This window comes from Bacillus cereus group sp. BfR-BA-01381 (genome assembly GCF_022663555.1).
Classification (GTDB): Bacteria; Bacillota; Bacilli; order Bacillales; family Bacillaceae_G; genus Bacillus_A; species Bacillus_A pacificus.
The window spans coordinates 27318-48174 of sequence record NZ_JAKUFR010000036.1; the positions used below are offsets into that span (position 1 = coordinate 27318).

Below are 20857 nucleotides of genomic sequence, written 5' to 3' on the forward strand. Positions count from 1 at the left end.
ATCATAAGGGGAGTATTGAAGTTTCGCTTTATACATCCCCTATCTTTCGGATACACTAAATAATATAAGGTTTTAAAGGAGGTATTTTTGCTTGGAAGAAATCATACAAGAACATATTGATAAGTTGTTATTATTTATGAGAGAAGAAGCGTATAAACCGCTAACGATACAAGAGTTAGAAGAGGCATTTGGGATTGAAGGTTCTGAGGGCTTTAAAGATTTTGTAAAGGCACTTGTAACGATGGAAGAAAAGGGACTTGTTATTCGTACTCGTAGCAACCGTTACGGTCTTCCTGAAAAGATGAATTTAATACGTGGTAAGTTAATTGGACATGCACGTGGTTTTGCATTCGTTGTACCAGACGAGAAGAAAACTGGAGATGATGATCTTTTCATCCCGCCTACAGAGTTAAACGGTGCACTTCATGGCGATATAGTATTAGCACGCCTTAGTTCCCAATCGAGTGGTTCGCGTCAAGAGGGTTCCATTGTACGCATTTTAGAACGTGGAACGAAAGAACTAGTTGGTACATATACAGAATCGAAAAACTTTGGGTTTGTTATACCTGACAATAAGCGCTGGACGAGTGACATTTTCGTATTGAAAAGCGCATCAATGGGTGCTGTAGAAGGCCATAAAGTAGTTGTAAAAATTACGAGCTATCCAGAGAATCGTTTAAGTGCGGAAGGTGAAGTTATTCAAATTCTAGGTCATAAAAATGATCCAGGAGTAGATATTTTATCTGTCATTCATAAACATCACTTGCCTTTAGCGTTCCCTGAAGAAGTGATGGAACATGCAAACAGTGTACCAGAAACGATTTCAGAAGAAGATTTAAAAGATCGCCGTGACTTACGTGACCAAATGATTGTAACAATTGACGGTGCAGACGCGAAAGATTTAGATGACGCTGTTACAGTAACGAAGCTTGAGAACGGTAACTATAAGCTTGGCGTTCATATTGCGGATGTAAGTCATTACGTCCAAGAAGGTTCTCCAATTGATGTAGAAGCAGCGGAGAGAGCGACGAGTATATATCTTGTTGACCGTGTAATTCCGATGATTCCGCATCGTCTATCTAACGGTATTTGTTCATTAAATCCGAAAGTAGACCGTCTAACGTTATCTTGTGAAATGGAAATCAACAATTTAGGTGACGTTGTAAAGCACGAGATTTTCCAAAGTGTGATTAAAACGACAGAGCGTATGACGTATGCTGACGTAAGAAGCATTTTAGAAGATGAGGACGAAGAGTTAATGAAACGCTATGAGCCGCTCGTACCGATGTTTAAAGAGATGGGGCAATTAGCACAAATCCTACGTGAAAAACGTATGCGCCGCGGTGCAATCGACTTTGACTTTAAAGAAGCAAAAGTATTAGTAGATGAAGAAGGAAAACCGACAGACGTTGTTATGCGTGATCGTTCAGTATCAGAGAAGTTAATTGAAGAATTTATGCTTGTTGCGAACGAAACAGTAGCAGAGCATTTCCACTGGATGAACGTACCATTTATGTACCGTGTCCATGAAGATCCGAAAGAAGATAAGCTAGAGCGTTTCTTCGAGTTTGTAACGAACTTCGGATATGCGGTAAAAGGACGTGCAAATGAAGTGCACCCTCGTGCGCTACAACAAATTCTTGAAATGGTTCAAGGGCAACCAGAAGAAGTAGTTATTTCGACAGTAATGCTTCGTTCTATGAAGCAAGCGCGTTACGATGCAGAAAGCTTAGGACATTTTGGTCTATCAACTGAGTTCTACACGCATTTCACATCACCAATTCGTCGTTACCCAGATACGATTGTTCACAGATTGATTCGTGAATATATCATTAATGGTAAAGTCGATAATGAAACGCAAGCAAAATGGCGTGAAAAATTACCTGAGATTGCAGATCATTCTTCTAATATGGAACGCCGTGCTGTTGAAGCAGAACGTGAAACAGACGAAATGAAAAAAGCAGAGTATATGGTTGATAAGATCGGCGAAGAGTATGACGGTATGATTAGCTCTGTAACAAACTTCGGTTTATTCGTAGAGCTTCCAAATACAATTGAAGGTCTTGTACACGTTAGCTACTTAACGGATGATTACTACCGTTATGATGAGCAGCATTTCGCAATGATTGGAGAACGTACAGGTAACGTATTCCGCATCGGTGACGAAATTACCATTCGCGTTATTAATGTAAATAAAGACGAGCGTGCAATCGACTTTGAAATCGTTGGCATGAAAGGTACGCCTCGTCGTAAGTTCAAAGATCGTCCAGTCGTGATCGAACAGCCAAGAACAGGCAGAAAGAAACGCGGCGGACGTAGCGAACGCAGTAATGAGCGCGGCGGAGAACGTGGCACAGGTAGAAAATTTGACCGTGGTGGCAAAGGTAAAGGAAGAGGATCTGCATCCGCGTCCGCTAGCCAACCAGGGAAAAAAGATGGTAACGGCAAGAAGAAAAAAGCATTCTTCGAAAACGTACCAGGATTCAAGAAGAAAAAGAAAAAGCGTAAGTAAGAAAAGGATGGCTTCGCTTTGATGAAAAGCGAGGCTTTTTCTTTTTTCTTAGTGGCTTGAGAACGAGCCACTTTCGCTTTTTTATAACATTTGTTACAATAGTAAAAATAGAGGAGGGACGTTATATGCCAAAAGGTTCAGGTAAGGTTATTGCACAAAATAAAAAAGCATTTCATGATTATTTCATCGAAGAAACATACGAAGCAGGGCTTGTCCTTCAAGGAACGGAAATTAAGTCGATTCGCGCTGGACGCGTGAACTTGAAAGATGCGTTTGCACGTGTACATAATGGTGAAGTATGGGTTCATAATATGCATATTAGTACGTACGAGCAAGGGAATCGTTTCAACCATGATCCGCTTCGCACGAGAAAGTTACTTCTGCATAAAAAAGAAATTGATAAATTAGCAGGAGCTGCAAAAGAAACAGGATATGCATTAGTTCCACTTAAAATCTATTTGAAAAATGGATTTGCGAAAATGGCACTTGGTTTAGCAAAAGGTAAGAAACAATACGATAAGCGTCACGATTTAAAAGAGAAAGAAGCTAAACGTGAAATTGCACGCGCGTTCCGTGATCGTCAAAAGATGTAATACAGATATTTACATTTGTAAAACGGCGCGCGTATGTTATAATAACTTATGTAAGATTGTTGCACATTGAAAAACAGCTCTTAGTAGCTATCACGAAATTTTCTTCGTATGCTCCATTTTTATCATGGGGACGTTACGGATTCGACAGGGATAGTTCGAGCTTAGGTTGCGAGTCGAGGGGATCGGCCTCGTTAAAACGTCAAAGCCTATAATTGGCAAACAAAACAATCTTTCTTTAGCTGCTTAATTGCACTAAAGGTTCCTCCCTCCATCGTCCATGTGGTAGGGTAAGGGACTCAAACTAAGTGGACTACGCCGGAGTTCGCCGTCTGAGGACAAAGGAAGAGAACAACCAGACTAGCAACTTGGAAGCCTGTCGATAGGCTGAAGAGTTTGCGAAATGCTAATATATCGACTACACTCGTAGAAGCTTAAGTGCCGATATTTTTGGACGTGGGTTCGACTCCCACCGTCTCCACCAATACATATTTGGTGGTTTTTTTATTTTGTGTGATATGAACCATAACTTTGCCAGGTTGGTGAGGGGATGGTTCTTTTTGTTTTGTGCTTTTATAAAATACTTAAGTTGATAGGGATGAGGCAGTACCCCTGAAACAGAAAATAAAGAAATGGTTATGGATGATAAGCAGGTAGATACTATAGCTGCTCGTAAACGCCTGATTGGTGAGTTTCTATTAATAAAATCGTTTCATTCAAATGTTAATATATTTTGTCTTTTTATCCATACCTATTGTAAGATTATATAGAGTTCTCCTAATAAGCTGTTATAATGACTTTTTTTAGGAGTTTAATACTTATAAATCTTAAATTATTTTTGGAGATAATTTTTTATCTAACCAAGTTATATTGAAGTAGAGGTGAACCATCGGTGAGGCAGGTGTTAGTAATTAAAAATGAAAGGTCTTTATCAAAGAAAATCGTAAGCGGTTTAACGGAAGAAGGCCATTTCATTTTAAAACTTCACAATGAAAACGAAGGTTTAAATATAGTATATGAACAAGATTGGGATATTATCATATTAGATTGGGATTCATTAAGCATATCTGGACCAGAAATTTGCAGGCAAATACGACTTGTTAAAATAACACCGATCATTATTGTGACCAACAATATTTCTAGCAAGGATTGCGTAGCAGGGTTACAAGCAGGAGCTGATGATTATATACGAAAACCATTTGCGAAAGAAGAATTAGTAGCAAGGGTTCAAGCTATTTTACGGAGAAGCGACTGTAACCAGCAAAATGAGACAACCTTTTATCAGTTTAAAGATCTCTTTGTTGATGCATCTAGCAATATTGTGAAAAAAGGTGGTAAAAATCTCTCGCTTACTAAGCGTGAGTACGATTTACTTGTATTTTTAATCAAGAATAAAAATACAATATTGAGCCGTGAAATGCTTTTGAACCAAGTTTGGGGACATAACGTAGTCGTAAATCCAAATGTAGTAGACTTATATATTGGGTATGTAAGAAAAAAATTAAAATGTGAGAAGAAAAATAGATATATTCAAACGATACATGGCAGAGGCTATTCAATGGTTGAATGATAAAATAGTTTATGTGAAATATGAAAAATTAGCTATTAATGGTCATTTTTTTTATAGTAGAAATCACAGTTTATAAAGTGCTAATCTACTGGTTAGTACGTGTGGGGGATGAATTTGTTGCGCATTAGTTGAGATTATATCTAAGTTATGTTTAATTTTATTAACTCACACCATTCACAAGATTTTCACATAATTAATGACTATACTTATTTACAGGATATTCAAATGAAAATGATTATCAATATTGATTTAGGTGAATAGCAGTTACTATCTAATTCAATCTTTGGAAGTCATCATTTTCGAAATAAATTACATTATAAGGAGTATACGTATGAAAAAAACTATGCTTTTAAAATTAGTAAGTATTCTAGCAATTTTTACTTTAATGTTAGTAGCTTGCTCAGATTCAGGTAAAGAAACTTCGAAGGCTACTAAAGATAATAGTAGTGATAAGCCAAAAACGGTTGAAATCACTGATGCGCATGGAAAAGTTACAGTTCCTGTAAATCCAAAGAATGTAGTTGCTTTAGATAATAGAACGTTTGAAACTTTAGCTGATTGGGGAATTAAATTAGCGGCTGCTCCAAAGGATGTCATGCCTGCTGATTCAGCATATAAAAAGGATGAAAAAGTTCAAAATATTGGGAATCACCGCGAACCAAATCTTGAAATTATCGCAGCTGCAAACCCTGACCTTGTAATTGTTGGTCAAAGATTTGCTAGCCATTACGAAGAAATCAAAAAATTAGTACCAAATGCAGCAGTTATTGATCTTAATGTTGATGTTTCTGAGAAGGCTACTAAGCCTGGAGAAAACTTAGTAAAAGGACTTAAAGATTCTACAGTTACTTTAGGAAAAATCTTTGATAAAGATAAAGAAGCTAAAAAATTAGTAGCTGATTTTGATAAATCTATTGAAAAGGCAAAATCTGCTTATAACGGAAAAGATAAAGTTATGAGTGTTATCGTTACTGGTGGTAATATTGGTTTTGCTGCTCCACATTCTGGTCGTGTTTGGGGACCAATGTATGAAATTTTCGGTTGGACTCCAGCATTAGAAGTTTCTAATTCTACTGCAGGTCATAAAGGTGACGACGTTTCTGTTGAAGCTATTGCACAAACAAATCCTGATTGGCTGTTCGTATTAGATCGTGATGCTGCAACATCTGATGCAGCTAAGTCAGCTCCTGCTCAGGATGTTATTTCTAAATCACCAGCTCTTCAAAACACAACTGCTGTTTCTAAAAAACAAGTTGTTTATGCACCAGCAGATACTTACACAAATGAATCAATTCAGACTTACATAGAGTTATTTGGAAATATCGCAAAAACTTTAGCTAAGTAGTGTAAAGGAGTACGAAGCAGTGTCAAAAAATATAATTTCTAGGGTTGAGAATATTTCTCAACCCCAGTTTTATAATCACAATAAATTATGGACAAAATCTTTTATAATAGCGATTATAGTTGTTCTAATTTTAGGGATTATATCACTGTTTACTGGCGTTTATGATATACGTGGACAAGAGGACGGAATGGAGATGTTTTTCATCACTCGTGTTCCGAGAACAGTTGCATTAATGCTTACTGGAGCTGCAATGGCGATGGCTGGGCTCGTTATGCAACTCATTACACAAAATCGTTTTGTTGAACCTACTACAACGGGAACTATTGAATGGTCAGGCTTAGGCCTGCTTTTTGTGTATTTACTATTCCCTGCCCCGACGTTAGTTCAAAGAATGACTGGTGCAATCATTTTTTCTTTTATAGGAACTATGATTTTCTTTCTATTTTTAAGAAGAGTTAAGCTTCGTTCGTCTTTAATTGTCCCAATTATAGGATTGATGCTTGGAGCTGTTATTTCTGCAGTGTCTACTTTTTTGGGACTTCTTTTTCAAATGACGCAAAGTATTGAAACTTGGTTTGTAGGTTCATTTGCTAACATTCAGGTCGGAAGATACGAATATTTATGGCTGATTGTTATCGTTACTTTGCTTATTTTTATGTATGCGAATAGATTGACTTTAGCTGGACTAGGAGAAGATGTCGCAACAAGCCTTGGCGTTAATTACAACCGAATTGTTCTTTTTGGAACGGCCCTTATTTCTTTTGCCGTTGGAATTGTTGCAGCTGTTATTGGAAACTTACCTTTCTTAGGGTTAATTGTACCAAATATTGTTTCCATGTTTAGAGGTGATGATCTTAGAAGTAATTTACCTTGGGTATGTCTGATCGGAATGGGGACAATAACTGCCTGTGATATCATTTCTCGAACAATTATAAAGCCGTTTGAATTACCTGTTTCTTTAATACTTGCATCAGTGGGAGCAGTCGTGTTTATTACTATTTTATTGAGAAAAAGAAAACCAAGGAGGCCACGATGATCACATTAGATTATAGAAATAAAGAAAATGTCGAAGTCGATTCTAGCCTTCATAATGAAAGTAGATCAGCTAGCGCTTTTCGTTCTAAGAAGGAAGCAAGACGTTATTGGATTGTACTGATAACATTGATTGCTTTAGGCCTCCTTTCTTCATATGGACTGTTAGTGTATAACAATCCGGTTCCGATAGATTCACCTTCTTTTATCCCAGTTGTTAAGAGAAGGATTGTAGCTATTGTTGCAATGATTATTGCAGCTGTTTGCCATAGCTTGTCGACAGTTGCTTTCCAATCCATTACGAATAATAAGATTATTACTCCTTCGCTTTTAGGTTTCGAATCACTTTATTCAGCAATTCACACGAGTACAATATTTTTCTTTGGTGCTAGTGCATTGATCAATTTTACTGGGATTGGTCCATTTTTATTTCAAATTGTTGTTATGGTCCTCATGAGTTTGATACTTTATGGATGGCTACTTTCCGGGAAATACGGAAATTTACAACTTATGCTTTTAGTCGGGATTATTATTGGTGCTGGACTAAATTCTATGTCAACTTTCATGAGAAAACTACTTGCGCCTTCAGAGTTTGATCTTTTACAAGCAAAATTATTTGGCTCTGTTAATCATGCAGATCCTGCATATTTTCCTATTGTCATTCCGATGATCATAATTGTAGCAGTATTAATTTTTGCTCATTCTAAGAATTTGAATGTTTTGTCGCTAGGAAAGGATGTTGCTACTTCCTTTGGAGTTAAATATCAACCTAGTGTAATTTATACGCTTGTATTAGTAGCTATTTTAATGTCTATTTCAACAGCTCTAATTGGGCCACTTACTTTCTATGGGTTTTTAGTAGTAACTTTGAGTTATCAGGCGGCGGCAACTTATGATCATAGATATATTTTCCCAATGGCTTTTGCAATAGGATTTTTAATAATGACGAGTGCATACTTTTTAATGTATCATGTGTTCCATGCTCAAGGTGTAGTTTCAGTTATTATTGAATTATTTGGTGGAATTATATTCTTAACTATAGTTTTAAGGAAGAGGGCTTTATGATAAAAATTGATAATGTTAAAAAGTTCTATACGGATAAGGTAAAAATAGGACCTTTGGATATTGAAATACCAAAAGCGGGCTTTACTTCTTTAATTGGACCAAATGGTGCTGGAAAGTCTACGACACTTTTGATGATTGGCAGACTTTTAGATATGGATGAAGGTCAAATCCAAGTAGCAAATATGGATGTTTCTGAATCCAAATCAAAAGACTTAGCAAAAGTTTTGACTATATTGCGACAAGAAAATCATTTTGTAACGAGGCTTACTGTTAGACAATTAGTTGGATTTGGACGCTTTCCTTATTCAAAGGGAAGATTAACGAAAGAGGATGAAGTTATTATTTCTAAATATATCGACTTCCTAGATTTAACGAATTTAGAGAATAGATATTTAGATGAGCTTTCTGGTGGTCAAAGACAAAGGGCATATGTAGCGATGGTATTGTGCCAAGAGACTGAATATGTACTTTTGGACGAGCCGCTAAATAACCTTGATGTTGCTCGTTCTGTTCAAATGATGGAGCATTTGAGACGTGCGGCTAATGAATTCGGAAGAACAATTTTGACTGTTATGCATGACATAAATTTTGCAGCAAAATACTCTGACAAAATTTGTGCTATGAAAGATGGACAAATTGCTGCTTTTGGAACAGTAGAAGAAGTTATGGACCCAACGCTTTTGACAGATATTTTTGAAACAAAAATAGAGATTATTGATGGTCCTTATGGGCCGATCGCTGTTTATTAGTGATAAAATGTAAAAAATACTGTAGCTTGCGTATATAATGCAAGCTACTCGAGTTGAAGTTGCTGTCTGTATTTTATAGGCAGCAGCTTTTTTGTGATTACATTTATAAAAAAGTTATTTTACATAAGGTGAATGTGATTCTCTTGTTTTTTAAATGTCGTAATCAAAAGGGAGGAGTAACATTATGCTTACAGTGCGATTTTAGATGTGGTGATATACTGTTTATGAGTGTTTGTTGTGTCGTTTTTTGTCGGTAAGTCGATATTCTATGTCGAATCGTCGATATAATGAAAAAATCGCTGATATAAGTGGAGTTATCGTCGATATATTTGGGGGAGGGCTAAAGATGATTGTGAAAGAACGGCAAATGCCGATTTATTTACGGCAATTAGAAGCGTTATTTAGGCGATTACCAGCTCATCATCCGAAACGAGATATGATTGTAGAAAGTTTAGCGAAGCATAAGGCTGGTTATAAAGGTGAACAAGCTATTAATTATCCGCTAAGTTTTCTCTCGGAGGAAAAATATCGTATTTTGCACGATATAAGGTTGTTTGATCAAAATTACCATTTTCAAATTGATACGATTATCATTTCAGCATATTTTCTTCTTTTCCTCGAAATAAAAAATATAGCAGGTACGTTACTATTTGATTCAAAGTTTAATCAACTTATTAGAATATCAGAGGGGAATTCAGAAGGCTTTCCAGATCCAATTCTACAAGTGAAAAGACAAGAGGAACAGCTTAGGAAATGGTTAAGTCTAAATGGATTTTCTCGTTTTCCAATTGAATCACTTGTTGTGATTAGTAACCCCCGAACTATTATTAAAGCTTCAGATGATAATCTCCTTAATACAATTATCCACAGTGCAAATTTACCTAATAAAATAAAAAGGTTTGAAAGTGCATATAAGAAAAAAGCTATAAAAAATGTAGATATTCTTATTCGTCAAATAGTAGCCAACCATGCTCCATTACGGCAAAATATTCTTGAACAATTTAAAATTAAAAAAGAAGAGTTGTTACACGGTGTACAATGTGAGGTATGTTCTGTACTACCAATGTTTAAATTGAAAAAAGGCTGGTATTGTTCGAACTGTAAAGCTATCTCTAAAGTGGCGCATGAATTTGCTTTAAAAGATTACGTACTTCTTATTGGTGACACTTGTACAAATATGCAGTTGAAGAAATTTCTTAACGTTCAATCGAGTGCGACTGTCAAAAGACTCCTCAAAACAATGAACATCCCACACACCGGCAACAACAAAGGACGAACCTATGATTTAACCCACCTCCAATTATAATTTTGCTATAATAAATATGTACTTATACGAAGGGGAGTTTAATGAGAAAATGAAATCATTTAATATTGATCATTTTATCGCGAGTGTTTTACAGTGGATATTAAATATAGCGCTAATTATATTATCCATTGTCTTATCTATTTTTTTGATTAACGAGACGATTACTTTTATTCAATACATATTTTCAGCGAAGAAGTATACGTCATATAAATTAGTTGAAAGTATTATCGTTTATTTCTTATACTTCGAGTTCATTGCATTAATTATTAAGTATTTTAAGTCGAACTACCATTTTCCGTTACGTTATTTTATTTATATTGGAATCACGGCGTTAATTCGATTAATTATTGTGTCTCATGAGGAACCGATGGAGACGTTATTATATGCAGGAGCAATTCTTATTTTAGTTATTGCTTTATACATATCAAATATGAGAGATTTGAGAAAAGAGTAGTAGTGCAGACATAAGTTTGCACTACTTTTTTATATCTTGACCTTCAAGTTACTTGAAAGTTTACAATGTAAATAGGGCGTTTGAAATTGAAAAAAATTGAGAAATTAAGTGAAGAGGTTTCTTTTATTTGGAGGTTATAGAAATGAGTCAGGAATTGAAATTGCGTCCACTAGAGCGAGAAGATTTAAAGTTTGTACACGAACTGAATAATAATGCACATATTATGTCGTATTGGTTTGAAGAGCCGTATGAGGCATTTGTAGAGCTGCAAGACTTATACGATAAACATATACATGATCAAAGCGAACGCCGATTTATCGTTGAAAAGGACAATGAAATGGTTGGATTAGTTGAGTTAGTGGAAATCGATTATATTCACCGTAGAACGGAATTCCAAATTATTATTGATCCGAACTATCAAGGATATGGTTATGCAGCGGAAGCGACGCGTTTAGCGATGGATTACGCTTTTTCTGTATTAAATATGCATAAACTCTATTTAGTTGTTGATAAAGAGAATGAAAAAGCTGTACATGTTTATAAAAAGGTTGGATTTATGGTGGAAGGTGAACTGTTAGATGAGTTTTTCGTGGATGGTAACTATCATAATGCAATAAGGATGTGTATGTTCCAAAAGGCATACTTTGGAACGAAATAACCGATTGAAAAAGCTATAGATAATATTGTGTCTATAGCTTTTTTGTAATGTAAACAGAATGTATTTATCGATAAACAATAAATAATTATTGACTTGTGATACTGTCGGGCTTATTATGATGGTAATAAGATCAATGAAAATTAAAGGAGAGTACAGGATGAAAAACAAATACGCGGTAGCTATTTCTTTCATGATTTTAGCGATTATTACTTTAGCTATACATGCTTCAAACAGTAAAGTAGGAGCGAATGGATTCCTTGAAGAACCTTTCTTTTTCCTAGTACCAATAAGTTATGTATTGTTCTTTAGCGGTATTGGTGTATTATTATTTGGATTTATTACTTCAAAGCTGAAAAAGGGCAATAGATAGGGACTACCAATAAGGACAAAACACTCACTATGAGATAGAAACATACCATATGGAAGAAAAAGAATAAGTGAGATGAATCATGATGAACCATCATTTTTATAATGGAAGACAAGTAGGAGCAGCTATTACTTTGGCTGGCGCACAGGGAACCATTCATGCTGTGAATCAAGTGATTCAAATGCAGCAACAAGCATATTTGGCACAAATGATGCAAGGACAGTATATGCCATACTCACAACCTCCAATGCAAAGTGTGCATTATGATGTGCATCCAGCGGGGTTACTTTCCATTCCATATGGCGGGACTTACTTCTTATAAAAAGAAAGCGACTGATAAGAGTCGCTTTTTTTATATTCCGCCTAGCTGCATTCCAAGGAATGCAAAGAGGATACCAATGATATAAGTAGCACTTAAATATAGAAATAGTATGCTAAGGTTTTTACGATTGAAAAGCTGAATGGACTCTAGCTTAAATGTTGAAAACGTCGTGAAGGCCCCCATAAATCCAGTGCCTAACAATAATTGCCAACCTGTAGTGACTCCGTTGCCAATTATATATCCGAGTAAAAACGCTCCTGTTATATTAATGAGAAATGTAGCGATTGGAAAGGAAGTTTTAGTTCTTTTTTTAAACCAATTACTAATTGCAAATCGTGTAATCGCACCGAAAAATCCTCCTGTTGCTACTAATAAAGCTTCTATCATAAGTGATCACCTTCCGTAAGATGTTTCTTAATTAAGAAATCACCTAATGTATAGCCAAGTCCAGACATAATGAGGCCACCAAGTATGCTGCATGATACATATAAGAAGGCTATGCTCCACTCAGAATGATTAATCAATTGAATAGTCTCTACACTAAATGTTGAAAACGTCGTAAAGGAACCGATGAATCCAGTCCCGATGCCTGTGATAATTTCTAAAGGCAAGATGTTAAGCTTAGCGATATACGTAGTCAGCCATGCTAATAAGAAGCATCCGGCTAAGTTAATGAGTAATGTAGCTAGTGGAAATGTATGATGCCAAAATTCATGAATAGTAAGACCTAAATAATAACGAGAAAGGGCTCCTAATATACCGGCAATGCCAACGATAATATAAATCAATTTTCTCACCTCTTTAAATAGCTTGCTCAAAAAAATAGACTCCTACCAGTAGTGATACTGGTAGGAGTCATTAGCTAAGCAGCGTTTATGGCGAACTCCATCGCCTATAATTATTACATATAGTGTACTAAACATTGCGCTTAATTTCCAGTGAAGGAGTTAGGGGAATTTGTATTTTTGATAATGTAAGAGCAAGAGTTATTGTTTATAAACTAAATATAGTGATATAAGGTTTTTGATATGATAAAATATTTGTTATGTCTGTCATTCAGTTTTAGTTAACTGAAAATAAAGATAATTAAGTTATGTGTTTTAGAAAAGGGGCGTTTATTTGAAGAAGTTATTAAAAATAGTACTTATATGTATTTTAGTAGGGGTAGGAGTTGTAGGTGGTTTTTTAGGGTATATGACACTTACTAAAGAACAGCCTGCTGATGTTGTAAGTTTGAAGGTGGAAAATAATAAAGAGCGCGTATTAGCGACAGGAAATGAATTTAAAGTTACAACATTTAATATTGGATATGCCGGATTAGATAAGGACCAAGACTTCTTTATGGATGGAGGAAAGGGGTCTGGTTCAAGTAGTAAAGAGCAAACGGAAGTTAACCTAAAGAATATGCTTTCGTTTTTACAAAATGAGAATAGTGATTTTGCATTATTACAAGAAGTCGATATAAAATCAATGCGATCTTTTGATGTAAATGGGCATGAATTTTTGAAAAATGGATTACCTGATTATGCTTCATCGTTCGGAAAGAACTATGATACAAAATGGGTCCCTGTCCCAATTACAAGTCCAATGGGATATGCGGAGGCTGGATTAAGTACATTTTCTAAATATAAAGTTCAAACAGCGGAGAGGTTCCAACTTCCTGGAATGGAGCCTTGGCCGAAGCGTTTGTTTGATTTAGATCGAGCGATTGTTGAGCATAAAATACCTGTTAGTAATGGGAAGTTTGTTAGACTCGTAAATTTACATTTGTCTGCGTATGATGAAGGCGGGAAAATTAGAAAACAGCAAGTAGAGTTTTTAAAAGAATATATGAACAAGCATTATAAAAATGGTGATTACGTAATAATGGGCGGAGATTGGAATCAATTACTTTCTAACGTTCAATTAAGTGATCCGAAGTTTGTGAAAGAGCGTCCTGAATGGTTGGTAGAGTTACCGAAGGACTTTACTGATGGTGGCTTTAAGTGGGCTGTAGACTCATCTGTTATGACGGTGAGAGACGATGTGAAGAAGTATGTAGAAGGTGAAAACTTCGTCACGATTATTGATGGCTTTATCGTTTCACCGAATGTTGAGATTGTAAATGTGCAAGGAAAAGATTTAAAGTTTGAAAATAGTGATCATAACCCAGTGAGTGCGGTATTTAAGCTGAAGTAATTAAGTGCAGAAGGTGGGACTATATATGGAATGGTTAAAGAAAACTTGTTTTTCTAACCTTGAGAAAGAATCACAGAAAAATCATTTATTGCTGTTTATTACAATTTGTAGTTTCTTCCTTGGAATCATCGCGATTGGGTATTACGGATATATTTTTACAGAGAGAGCAATCGCGTTTTGGGTTTGTGGTATTTCTGTCGTTGTATTTGGAACGCTTCTTACTTTTATAGAAAGCATGGAAGCGATGTATAAATATATCATGACGTTTATGTTACTTACGATGTCTTTCATTATGGTACAAGCTTTTAATGAAAGCCCAGCTGTATTTCAAATGGTCTATTTTACACTAGCCGTTTCACTTATTTATTTAAGTGAACGTCTCGTTGTAATTCTCGGCGGAGTGGCAGTTGTAATCACATTTATTCTTTGTAGTTATTGGCCCGAGCAATTTTTTGCTTATACAGCAGCATCTGAAGCTGCAAACTTCGCAAGCTTGTTAGCGATCGTTACAATCGCTATGTGGGGCGTCACGAAAATTGGTTCTAACTTACTGGCTCGTTTAAGTGATGAGAAGCAAGAAGTAATGAGAAAAGCTCAGGAGTTAGAAGAAACGCAAAGGCTTATTGAGGAAACGGTTGTGAAACTAGATCGTAATTTCAATTATTTAAGACAAAATATGAATACATCGATGGAGTCAATGAGTGAAATCAATTTTGCTTTTGAAGAGGTAGCAGTTGGCACGCAATCCCAATCAGAGATAATGCATCGTTCGGTAGAAGTATTGAACGATATGGAGGGAAATATTGAACAAATCATTTCTCAAGTAAGAAATGCATCGATTCGTGTTGATGAAAGCTTAGAAATTTCAAAAGGTAGTGTACATACTCTACGAAGTTTTGAAGCGAATATGAGAAGTTTAAATGATGTTGTTTCACAATCAGGAATTATATTTAGAGATTTAATGATGCAATCGAAACAAATTAATGAAATTGTAGATGTAATAACGAATATTTCAAGTCAGACGAGTTTGCTAGCTTTAAATGCAAATATTGAAGCTGCAAGAGCAGGTGAGCATGGAAAAGGATTTGCTATTGTAGCGAATGAAGTATTAAAGCTTGCTGAGGAATCGAATCGTTCTGCGGGAAGAATTCAAGGGATTTTGAAGGATTTTAGTAATCAAGCAAGTAAGGTAGAAGTGCAAGTAGAGAAATCAGAAAGAGTACAAGAAGAATGTAATGAAATGCTAGTAAGTGTTTTAACAAATGTAACGGATTTAGGGAAGTTTATTGACGAAATTAATGATGTAATGAGAGAAATCGTTGGTCATCAAGAAAGTTTCCAAGTTAAAACGACGAATATCGTAAAGGATGTTACACATGCTTCCAATGTAATCCAGCAAACTTCTGCGGCTACAGAAGAAGTGCTAGCAAGTGTGGAAGAAGAAAAACATCGAAATGATACATCTGTGAAGACATTACATACTGTTAGCGAACAAGTGAAATTGTTAGAAGATATTTTAGAAAAGTAATATCACTTAAAAAGGGCGCAACGTTTGTGCCCTTTTTTCATTTAAACGAAGACTTGCTCGGATTTTAATTGCTTTTCTGCTCGTTTTCTGCCAAGCTTAAGAAGATAAAATTCAGCTAATAGCGGAATTAAAATACTTCAAAGAAAGAATTAAATAGGTGACGCATATGATCGAAGTTAAGACTTCTGAACTTAGTGATGGAGAATTTAATAGAGGTGTATTTGCAACTCGTGATATTAAAAAAGGTGAGTTGATACACGCAGCGCCAGTTATCTCTTATCCGAATGAACAGCATGAACACATTGAGAAAACATTACTTGCTGACTACGCATTTGAGTATGGGATTAATCATACGGCAATCCTTTTAGGATACGGTATGTTATTCAATCATTCATATACACCGAATGCAACGTATGATATTGTCTTTGAGAACCATACGTTTAACTTCTATGCTTATAAAGATATAAAAGCGGGAGAAGAAATCTTAATCAATTATAATGGTGAAGTGGATAACGATGAGCTGTTATGGTTTGATAAGGAAAAAGAAGAGAACGAAAAGTAATATAAAGAGTTTGGAAAGAGCACATTCTGTGGGATGTGCTCTTTTTTATGGCGTGTCCAGTCAGCTGGTGGAGAAATCCTACGATTGAGCCCTGTGATAAAGTAATTTTTCTGTTTATAGAAATGGGAGAGTATTTAGGAGTATACAGAGCCAAGAAATACACTATATTTACAACTAAATGATATGGTGAAAGGCTTAAATCTAACCTTACAACGATTTAAAAATTACTATATCCCATCTCCAATGGGGTAAAGGTGGATTGGTAAAATTGATTGGTATGTCTTAGAATGGTTTGCACTAACATCTCCCTAAAGATACAGCATTGTATCTTTAGGGAGATGCTTTATTAGCTTTATAGTATAGAGGAAGAGATTTTTAGTTAATTTATTTTTAATCTTATTAAGTTATTATTTTATACAAATTAACAATAACAAATTCGGACTTTTATTTTCAGTCTTGTTAGAAAATTTTGTTTATTTTATTCTTTAATAGTGAGAAATAATAGGAAATGTAAATTTTAGCTATTTCTCATTATTATAAGATTTGAGAGGAGAACGGTAGATGAGAATTATAGCTGGGATACTTTCTTTCGTGTTAATGTTTAGTTTTGCATTGCCATCATTTGTTGATGCAACTGTTGAATTAAATGATGATACGATTGTCGAAGAATATGTTCCTGAAGAAGATGGTGGCATTGATTTATCTAATGTCGATGTTTCTAACTTCGATTTTGAAAAATTTGAGAATGAATATGATTTTTTAGTAACTGATCCTGTATTTTTACAATTAGAAGGAGAACTAAGTAAACCAAGAGTTGAATATGTTATTGAAAAAAATCCTCTTACAGGTGAATTAATAGTTAAACAAGAAATATTACCAGCTCTTGTTATCGGAGCATTAAGGGTTTTAACTTCAAAAGTAGGCAGAACAGCTGCCGATAAAGGTTGGAAGATAGCAAGACCATATGTACAAAAAGCATTAAACGCACCAAGTAAATATATCCTTGAAGGACCATCTGGAACAAAAATTATTCAAGTAAGATCTAAAGCTACGAAACAAGTTATATTTAGGTTAGATTATGGCCCGGTATATCATAAAGGACCATATTTACATTATCATGTTCCACCAAATTTAAATGATCATCATATTATTTGGTAAAGAGGAGGTTATTTCACATTATGTGTAACTATGAAACACACCAGCATATGCATATAGGCTATTATGAAGATGGTTATGATTTAGAAGTCACTGCATATAAAAAAATAAACAAACCTATTTGGGATGTATTTATTGAAGAGTATGAAGCGGGTTTTTTATATGAATTTGCTAGCAAACATAAATTAGGTGAATATTTTACTGGATGCGGTTTAAAAATATTTACAATAGATGACAAAGATGCTACTGAAGAACAATCTAGATTAATTTTTGAAAAGTGGTTAAAAACTAATAACATTGTTTAAAAATTGGTTTATCTTTATTCCACTAATCAAAAAGGTAGAAAAGTATACTTTTCTACCTTTTTGTAGTTTATATACAAACCTTACCAAAACTTCTAACACGGCTTTTTCTTCTCTTTCGCAACTGCCACTTCATCTTAAAATTCCTTCGTTAAATCCTTTGATTCCTATATCTCACTTAGTATCTTCATGAGAGTCTTATCTCCCGCTTTCAATCGATTTTCTTATATGTCATAAACAAAGTAAAAATTACAAAAAAATACCACTTTATTTTCGTATGGTATAGTAAGATACTGAAGGGTAGTGTTTTGAAAAAGTAATATATTTTACAAATTGTTGTCTTTCTGATGACATGTCAAGTTTAGTAGCCCATTTGGGTTGCTTTATTATGCAATATATATTTTAATATGAGTGGCACCTCTTATAAATTAAGAGGTTAATAGGTGTCTCGAATTGATTTTGGGTACACTGTATCCACCACTTTAGGTTCATTTCATGTATGTGGGGATATTATGGGGCCGTATAACGGGATAAAAAGATTATAGAAATAGAGGAATCGTAAAATGAATATGCAAGAGGTTTATGAATATTTAAGTACGGTATTGCCTGAAGGTCATGTGAAACAAGATGAAATGTTAAAGAATCATACGCATATTAAAGTTGGCGGAAAAGCAGATGTTTTTGTTGCGCCGACAAATTATGACGAAATTCAAGAAGTTATTAAATATGCGAACAAATATAATATTCCAGTTACGTTTTTAGGAAATGGATCGAATGTTATTATTAAAGATGGTGGAATTCGCGGGATTACAGTAAGTTTAATTCATATTACAGGTGTTACTGTAACAGGAACGACGATTGTAGCACAGTGCGGTGCAGCAATTATTGACGTATCACGTATTGCACTAGAACATAACTTAACGGGTCTTGAGTTTGCTTGTGGTATTCCAGGTTCAGTTGGTGGAGCATTATATATGAATGCAGGTGCATACGGCGGTGAAATTTCGTATGTATTAACAGAAGCTGTCGTAATGACAGGTGATGGAGAGCTACGTACTTTGACGAAAGAAGCATTTGAATTTGGATATCGTAAGAGTGTATTTGCGAACAACCATTACATTATTCTTGAAGCGAGATTTGAACTTGAAGAAGGTGTACATGAAGAAATTAAAGCAAAAATGGATGATTTAACGTTTAAACGTGAGTCAAAACAGCCTCTAGAATATCCTTCATGCGGTAGCGTATTTAAACGCCCACCAAATAACTTTGCTGGTAAATTGATTCAAGAATCAGGACTACAAGGTAAGCGAATTGGTGGAGTAGAAGTTTCTCTAAAACACGCTGGGTTTATGGTGAATGTTGATAACGGAACAGCACAAGATTATATCGATTTAATTCACTTCGTACAAAAAACAGTTGAAGAGAAATTTGGCGTGAAGTTAGAGCGTGAAGTAAGGATTATTGGAGAAGATAAAGAATAACATATACGTATGAAACTGCGAATTATTTTAAAATAATATTTGGGTATTGTTGACAATTTGTTTGCAATTCAATATAATGGCTAATAATTTAACAAATAACATACGTTGAAAGAGCCCAGTAGCAGTTTGTCACTGTTAACGAGAGAGCTAGGGGATGCTGGAACCTAGCACAAACAAACTTGTGAATTACACTCTGGAGTATCTTAGGTAATGCTAAGCGGATTGGCAATCGATACTATTGCTGAGAGTGGTATGAGTAGCTATGCTATTTATACAAACTGGGTGGTAACACGGTGAATAATCGTCCCTATGTCATAGACATAGGGATTTTTTGTTTTTAAAAAATAAAGGGGATGACAAAAGATGAACATTATTGATGAATTAGAATGGCGCGGCGCCATTAATCAACAGACTGATGAAGAAGGTTTACGTAAGCTAGTAGAAGAGAAAAAGATTTCGCTATACTGCGGAGTTGATCCGACTGGTGATAGTATGCATATCGGACATTTGATTCCGTTTATGATGATGAAAAGATTTCAATTAGCTGGTCATCATCCAGTTATTTTAATTGGCGGAGCAACAGGAACAATTGGTGATCCGAGTGGACGTCAATCAGAACGCCAACTTCAAACGTTAGAAGTAGTTCAACATAATGTGGATGCGTTAACAGCACAAATGAAAAAGCTATTTGATTTTGGCGGAAATAGCGAAGTAAAGATGGTAAATAATTACGACTGGACACATGAAATAAATATTATTGAGTTTTTACGTGATTACGGGAAAAACTTTAGCATTAATAGTATGTTAGCAAAAGATATCGTAGCAAGTCGTTTAGATACAGGAATTTCTTTCACAGAATTTACGTACCAAATCTTACAAGCGATGGACTTCCATCATTTATACACGAAAGAAGATGTTCAACTGCAAATTGGTGGTAGTGACCAATGGGGAAATATTACGAGTGGTTTAGATTTAATTCGTAAGTTAGAAGGGCACGAAGCGAAGGTATTCGGATTGACGATTCCACTATTATTGAAATCAGATGGTACGAAGTTTGGTAAATCAGCAGGTGGTGCAGTTTGGCTTGATCCTAAAAAAACAACACCGTTTGAATTTTACCAGTTCTGGGTGAATACAGATGACCGTGATGTCGTTAAATACTTGAAATACTTTACATTCTTAACGAAAGAGCGCATCGATGAGTTGGCAGTGAAGGTAGAAACAGAGCCTCATAAACGTGAAGCGCAAAAAGTATTAGCGGAAGAAATGACGAAATTTGTTCATGGAGAAGAAGCATTGCTGCAAGCTGCGAAAATTACAGCAGCGTTATTTAGCGGAGATATTAAATCGTTAACAGCCGATGAAATTGAACAAGGCTTTAAAGAAATGCCAACATTCCAGTCTTCAAAAGAGACGAAAAATATCGTAGAATGGCTCGTTGACTTAGGAATTGAACCATCTAGACGACAAGCACGCGAAGATATTAATAATGGAGCGATTTCCATGAATGGCGAAAAAGTAACGGATGTAGGTACAGATGTTACGGTAGAAAATTCATTTGATGGACGATTTATTATTATTCGTAAAGGGAAGAAGAACTACAGCCTTGTGAAGTTAGGATAGTAAACAAGACGGAAAAATTATATCGGCGATTTTTCGAATATATCGACCGTAACTCGAA

At 35.3% G+C, this 20857-nt stretch carries 21 protein-coding genes, 1 other RNA gene, 1 riboswitch and 1 other annotated feature; of the genes, 20 read left to right on the forward strand and 2 right to left on the reverse strand.

All coding sequences use genetic code 11. From position 1 onward, the window contains the following. The first annotated feature begins 91 nt into the window (after window positions 1-91). The 13 genes from rnr to MR079_RS14400 all read left to right on the forward strand — a co-directional run bounded on the left by rnr (window position 92) and on the right by MR079_RS14400 (window position 11970). A complete protein-coding gene (gene rnr, locus MR079_RS14340) occupies window positions 92-2512 on the forward strand; it encodes a ribonuclease R (protein ID WP_242294171.1) in 2421 nt (806 codons plus the stop codon). A gap of 125 nt (window positions 2513-2637) precedes the next feature. Next, a complete protein-coding gene (gene smpB / locus MR079_RS14345; protein ID WP_001123901.1) occupies window positions 2638-3105 on the forward strand; it encodes an SsrA-binding protein in 468 nt (155 codons plus the stop codon). Window positions 3106-3231: 126 nt separating this feature from the next. After that, window positions 3232-3586, forward strand: a transfer-messenger RNA (tmRNA) gene (gene ssrA, locus MR079_RS14350). Window positions 3587-3994: 408 nt separating this feature from the next. After that, window positions 3995-4672, forward strand: a complete 678-nt coding sequence (locus MR079_RS14355; protein ID WP_242294172.1) for a response regulator transcription factor — start codon at window positions 3995-3997, stop codon at window positions 4670-4672. A 331-nt stretch (window positions 4673-5003) separates the two neighbouring features. Continuing rightward, window positions 5004-6017: a siderophore ABC transporter substrate-binding protein gene (locus MR079_RS14360; protein WP_139868323.1), complete on the forward strand. Its 1014-nt coding sequence runs from the start codon at window positions 5004-5006 to the stop codon at window positions 6015-6017. Window positions 6018-6036: 19 nt separating this feature from the next. Further along, window positions 6037-7053: an ABC transporter permease gene (locus MR079_RS14365; RefSeq protein ID WP_000041834.1), complete on the forward strand. Its 1017-nt coding sequence runs from the start codon at window positions 6037-6039 to the stop codon at window positions 7051-7053. After that, complete coding sequence (locus tag MR079_RS14370) at window positions 7050-8114, forward strand: iron chelate uptake ABC transporter family permease subunit (RefSeq protein WP_242294173.1); 1065 nt, start codon at window positions 7050-7052, stop codon at window positions 8112-8114. The genes MR079_RS14365 and MR079_RS14370 overlap by 4 nt, the downstream gene beginning before the upstream one ends. After that, entirely contained in the window at window positions 8111-8863 is a 753-nt protein-coding gene (locus MR079_RS14375; RefSeq protein WP_000590065.1) for an iron ABC transporter ATP-binding protein, read from the forward strand. Before MR079_RS14370 ends, MR079_RS14375 begins: the two co-directional genes overlap by 4 nt. A 346-nt stretch (window positions 8864-9209) precedes the next feature. Beyond that, window positions 9210-10169 carry a nuclease-related domain-containing protein gene (locus MR079_RS14380; RefSeq protein WP_242294177.1) on the forward strand — a complete coding sequence of 320 codons (960 nt, stop codon included), beginning with the start codon at window positions 9210-9212 and terminating at the stop codon, window positions 10167-10169. Window positions 10170-10218: 49 nt separating this feature from the next. Beyond that, window positions 10219-10623 (forward strand): phosphate-starvation-inducible protein PsiE, encoded by a 405-nt coding sequence (gene psiE, locus MR079_RS14385; RefSeq protein WP_000834703.1) that lies wholly within the window; start codon window positions 10219-10221, stop codon window positions 10621-10623. Between the two features lie 142 nt (window positions 10624-10765). Further along, window positions 10766-11281 carry a spermidine N1-acetyltransferase gene (gene speG / locus MR079_RS14390; RefSeq protein WP_000076827.1) on the forward strand — a complete coding sequence of 172 codons (516 nt, stop codon included), beginning with the start codon at window positions 10766-10768 and terminating at the stop codon, window positions 11279-11281. Between the two features lie 133 nt (window positions 11282-11414). Next, window positions 11415-11651 carry a DUF3955 domain-containing protein gene (locus tag MR079_RS14395; protein ID WP_313897261.1) on the forward strand — a complete coding sequence of 79 codons (237 nt, stop codon included), beginning with the start codon at window positions 11415-11417 and terminating at the stop codon, window positions 11649-11651. Window positions 11652-11730: 79 nt separating this feature from the next. After that, window positions 11731-11970: a DUF3947 family protein gene (locus MR079_RS14400; RefSeq protein ID WP_000980934.1), complete on the forward strand. Its 240-nt coding sequence runs from the start codon at window positions 11731-11733 to the stop codon at window positions 11968-11970. A gap of 30 nt (window positions 11971-12000) precedes the next feature. Here the strand turns inward: MR079_RS14400 and crcB (MR079_RS14405) are convergent, their stop codons facing one another. Both crcB (MR079_RS14405) and crcB (MR079_RS14410) read right to left on the reverse strand, forming a co-directional pair. After that, complete coding sequence (gene crcB, locus MR079_RS14405) at window positions 12001-12357, reverse strand: fluoride efflux transporter CrcB (RefSeq protein WP_000568600.1); 357 nt, start codon at window positions 12355-12357, stop codon at window positions 12001-12003. Continuing rightward, entirely contained in the window at window positions 12354-12758 is a 405-nt protein-coding gene (crcB, locus tag MR079_RS14410; RefSeq protein WP_242294178.1) for a fluoride efflux transporter CrcB, read from the reverse strand. The genes crcB (MR079_RS14405) and crcB (MR079_RS14410) overlap by 4 nt, the downstream gene beginning before the upstream one ends. A gap of 54 nt (window positions 12759-12812) precedes the next feature. Then, a riboswitch (Fluoride riboswitch) is annotated at window positions 12813-12872 on the reverse strand. A 217-nt stretch (window positions 12873-13089) separates the two neighbouring features. Here crcB (MR079_RS14410) and MR079_RS14415 point away from each other — a divergent pair. From MR079_RS14415 to tyrS, 7 genes are all read left to right on the forward strand, one after another. Continuing rightward, complete coding sequence (locus MR079_RS14415) at window positions 13090-14148, forward strand: endonuclease/exonuclease/phosphatase family protein (protein WP_000734866.1); 1059 nt, start codon at window positions 13090-13092, stop codon at window positions 14146-14148. A 25-nt stretch (window positions 14149-14173) separates the two neighbouring features. Continuing rightward, complete coding sequence (locus MR079_RS14420; RefSeq protein ID WP_242294175.1) at window positions 14174-15676, forward strand: DUF4077 domain-containing protein; 1503 nt, start codon at window positions 14174-14176, stop codon at window positions 15674-15676. A 166-nt stretch (window positions 15677-15842) separates the two neighbouring features. After that, window positions 15843-16238: an SET domain-containing protein gene (locus MR079_RS14425; protein ID WP_000573649.1), complete on the forward strand. Its 396-nt coding sequence runs from the start codon at window positions 15843-15845 to the stop codon at window positions 16236-16238. Between the two features lie 561 nt (window positions 16239-16799). After that, a complete protein-coding gene (locus tag MR079_RS14430) occupies window positions 16800-17396 on the forward strand; it encodes a hypothetical protein (protein WP_001219915.1) in 597 nt (198 codons plus the stop codon). A gap of 20 nt (window positions 17397-17416) precedes the next feature. After that, the gene (locus MR079_RS14435) at window positions 17417-17698 is read left to right on the forward strand and encodes a DUF3986 family protein (RefSeq protein ID WP_000336245.1); all 282 of its coding nucleotides are present in this window, start codon (window positions 17417-17419) and stop codon (window positions 17696-17698) included. A 560-nt stretch (window positions 17699-18258) separates the two neighbouring features. Then, a complete protein-coding gene (gene murB / locus MR079_RS14440) occupies window positions 18259-19176 on the forward strand; it encodes a UDP-N-acetylmuramate dehydrogenase (RefSeq protein WP_139868307.1) in 918 nt (305 codons plus the stop codon). Window positions 19177-19272: 96 nt separating this feature from the next. Next, window positions 19273-19488 (forward strand) — a binding site (T-box leader). A 51-nt stretch (window positions 19489-19539) separates the two neighbouring features. Beyond that, on the forward strand, window positions 19540-20799 hold the full coding sequence (gene tyrS / locus MR079_RS14445; protein ID WP_242294176.1) for a tyrosine--tRNA ligase: 1260 nt from the start codon (window positions 19540-19542) through the stop codon (window positions 20797-20799). Window positions 20800-20857 lie beyond the last annotated feature (58 nt).

What these genes read in the sequence shown, in the direction of transcription:
- smpB (WP_001123901.1), top strand. Translation starts at nt 2,638, where the DNA reads ATGCCAAAAGGTTCAGGTAAGGTTATTGCACAAAATAAAAAAGCATTT.
- MR079_RS14360 (WP_139868323.1), top strand. Translation starts at nt 5,004, where the DNA reads ATGAAAAAAACTATGCTTTTAAAATTAGTAAGTATTCTAGCAATTTTT.
- MR079_RS14370 (WP_242294173.1), top strand. Translation starts at nt 7,050, where the DNA reads ATGATCACATTAGATTATAGAAATAAAGAAAATGTCGAAGTCGATTCT.
- MR079_RS14375 (WP_000590065.1), top strand. Translation starts at nt 8,111, where the DNA reads ATGATAAAAATTGATAATGTTAAAAAGTTCTATACGGATAAGGTAAAA.
- MR079_RS14380 (WP_242294177.1), top strand. Translation starts at nt 9,210, where the DNA reads ATGATTGTGAAAGAACGGCAAATGCCGATTTATTTACGGCAATTAGAA.
- psiE (WP_000834703.1), top strand. Translation starts at nt 10,219, where the DNA reads ATGAAATCATTTAATATTGATCATTTTATCGCGAGTGTTTTACAGTGG.
- speG (WP_000076827.1), top strand. Translation starts at nt 10,766, where the DNA reads ATGAGTCAGGAATTGAAATTGCGTCCACTAGAGCGAGAAGATTTAAAG.
- MR079_RS14395 (WP_313897261.1), top strand. Translation starts at nt 11,415, where the DNA reads ATGAAAATTAAAGGAGAGTACAGGATGAAAAACAAATACGCGGTAGCT.
- MR079_RS14400 (WP_000980934.1), top strand. Translation starts at nt 11,731, where the DNA reads ATGATGAACCATCATTTTTATAATGGAAGACAAGTAGGAGCAGCTATT.
- crcB (WP_000568600.1), bottom strand. Translation starts at nt 12,357, where the DNA reads ATGATAGAAGCTTTATTAGTAGCAACAGGAGGATTTTTCGGTGCGATT.
- MR079_RS14420 (WP_242294175.1), top strand. Translation starts at nt 14,174, where the DNA reads ATGGAATGGTTAAAGAAAACTTGTTTTTCTAACCTTGAGAAAGAATCA.
- MR079_RS14425 (WP_000573649.1), top strand. Translation starts at nt 15,843, where the DNA reads ATGATCGAAGTTAAGACTTCTGAACTTAGTGATGGAGAATTTAATAGA.
- MR079_RS14430 (WP_001219915.1), top strand. Translation starts at nt 16,800, where the DNA reads ATGAGAATTATAGCTGGGATACTTTCTTTCGTGTTAATGTTTAGTTTT.
- MR079_RS14435 (WP_000336245.1), top strand. Translation starts at nt 17,417, where the DNA reads ATGTGTAACTATGAAACACACCAGCATATGCATATAGGCTATTATGAA.
- murB (WP_139868307.1), top strand. Translation starts at nt 18,259, where the DNA reads ATGAATATGCAAGAGGTTTATGAATATTTAAGTACGGTATTGCCTGAA.
- tyrS (WP_242294176.1), top strand. Translation starts at nt 19,540, where the DNA reads ATGAACATTATTGATGAATTAGAATGGCGCGGCGCCATTAATCAACAG.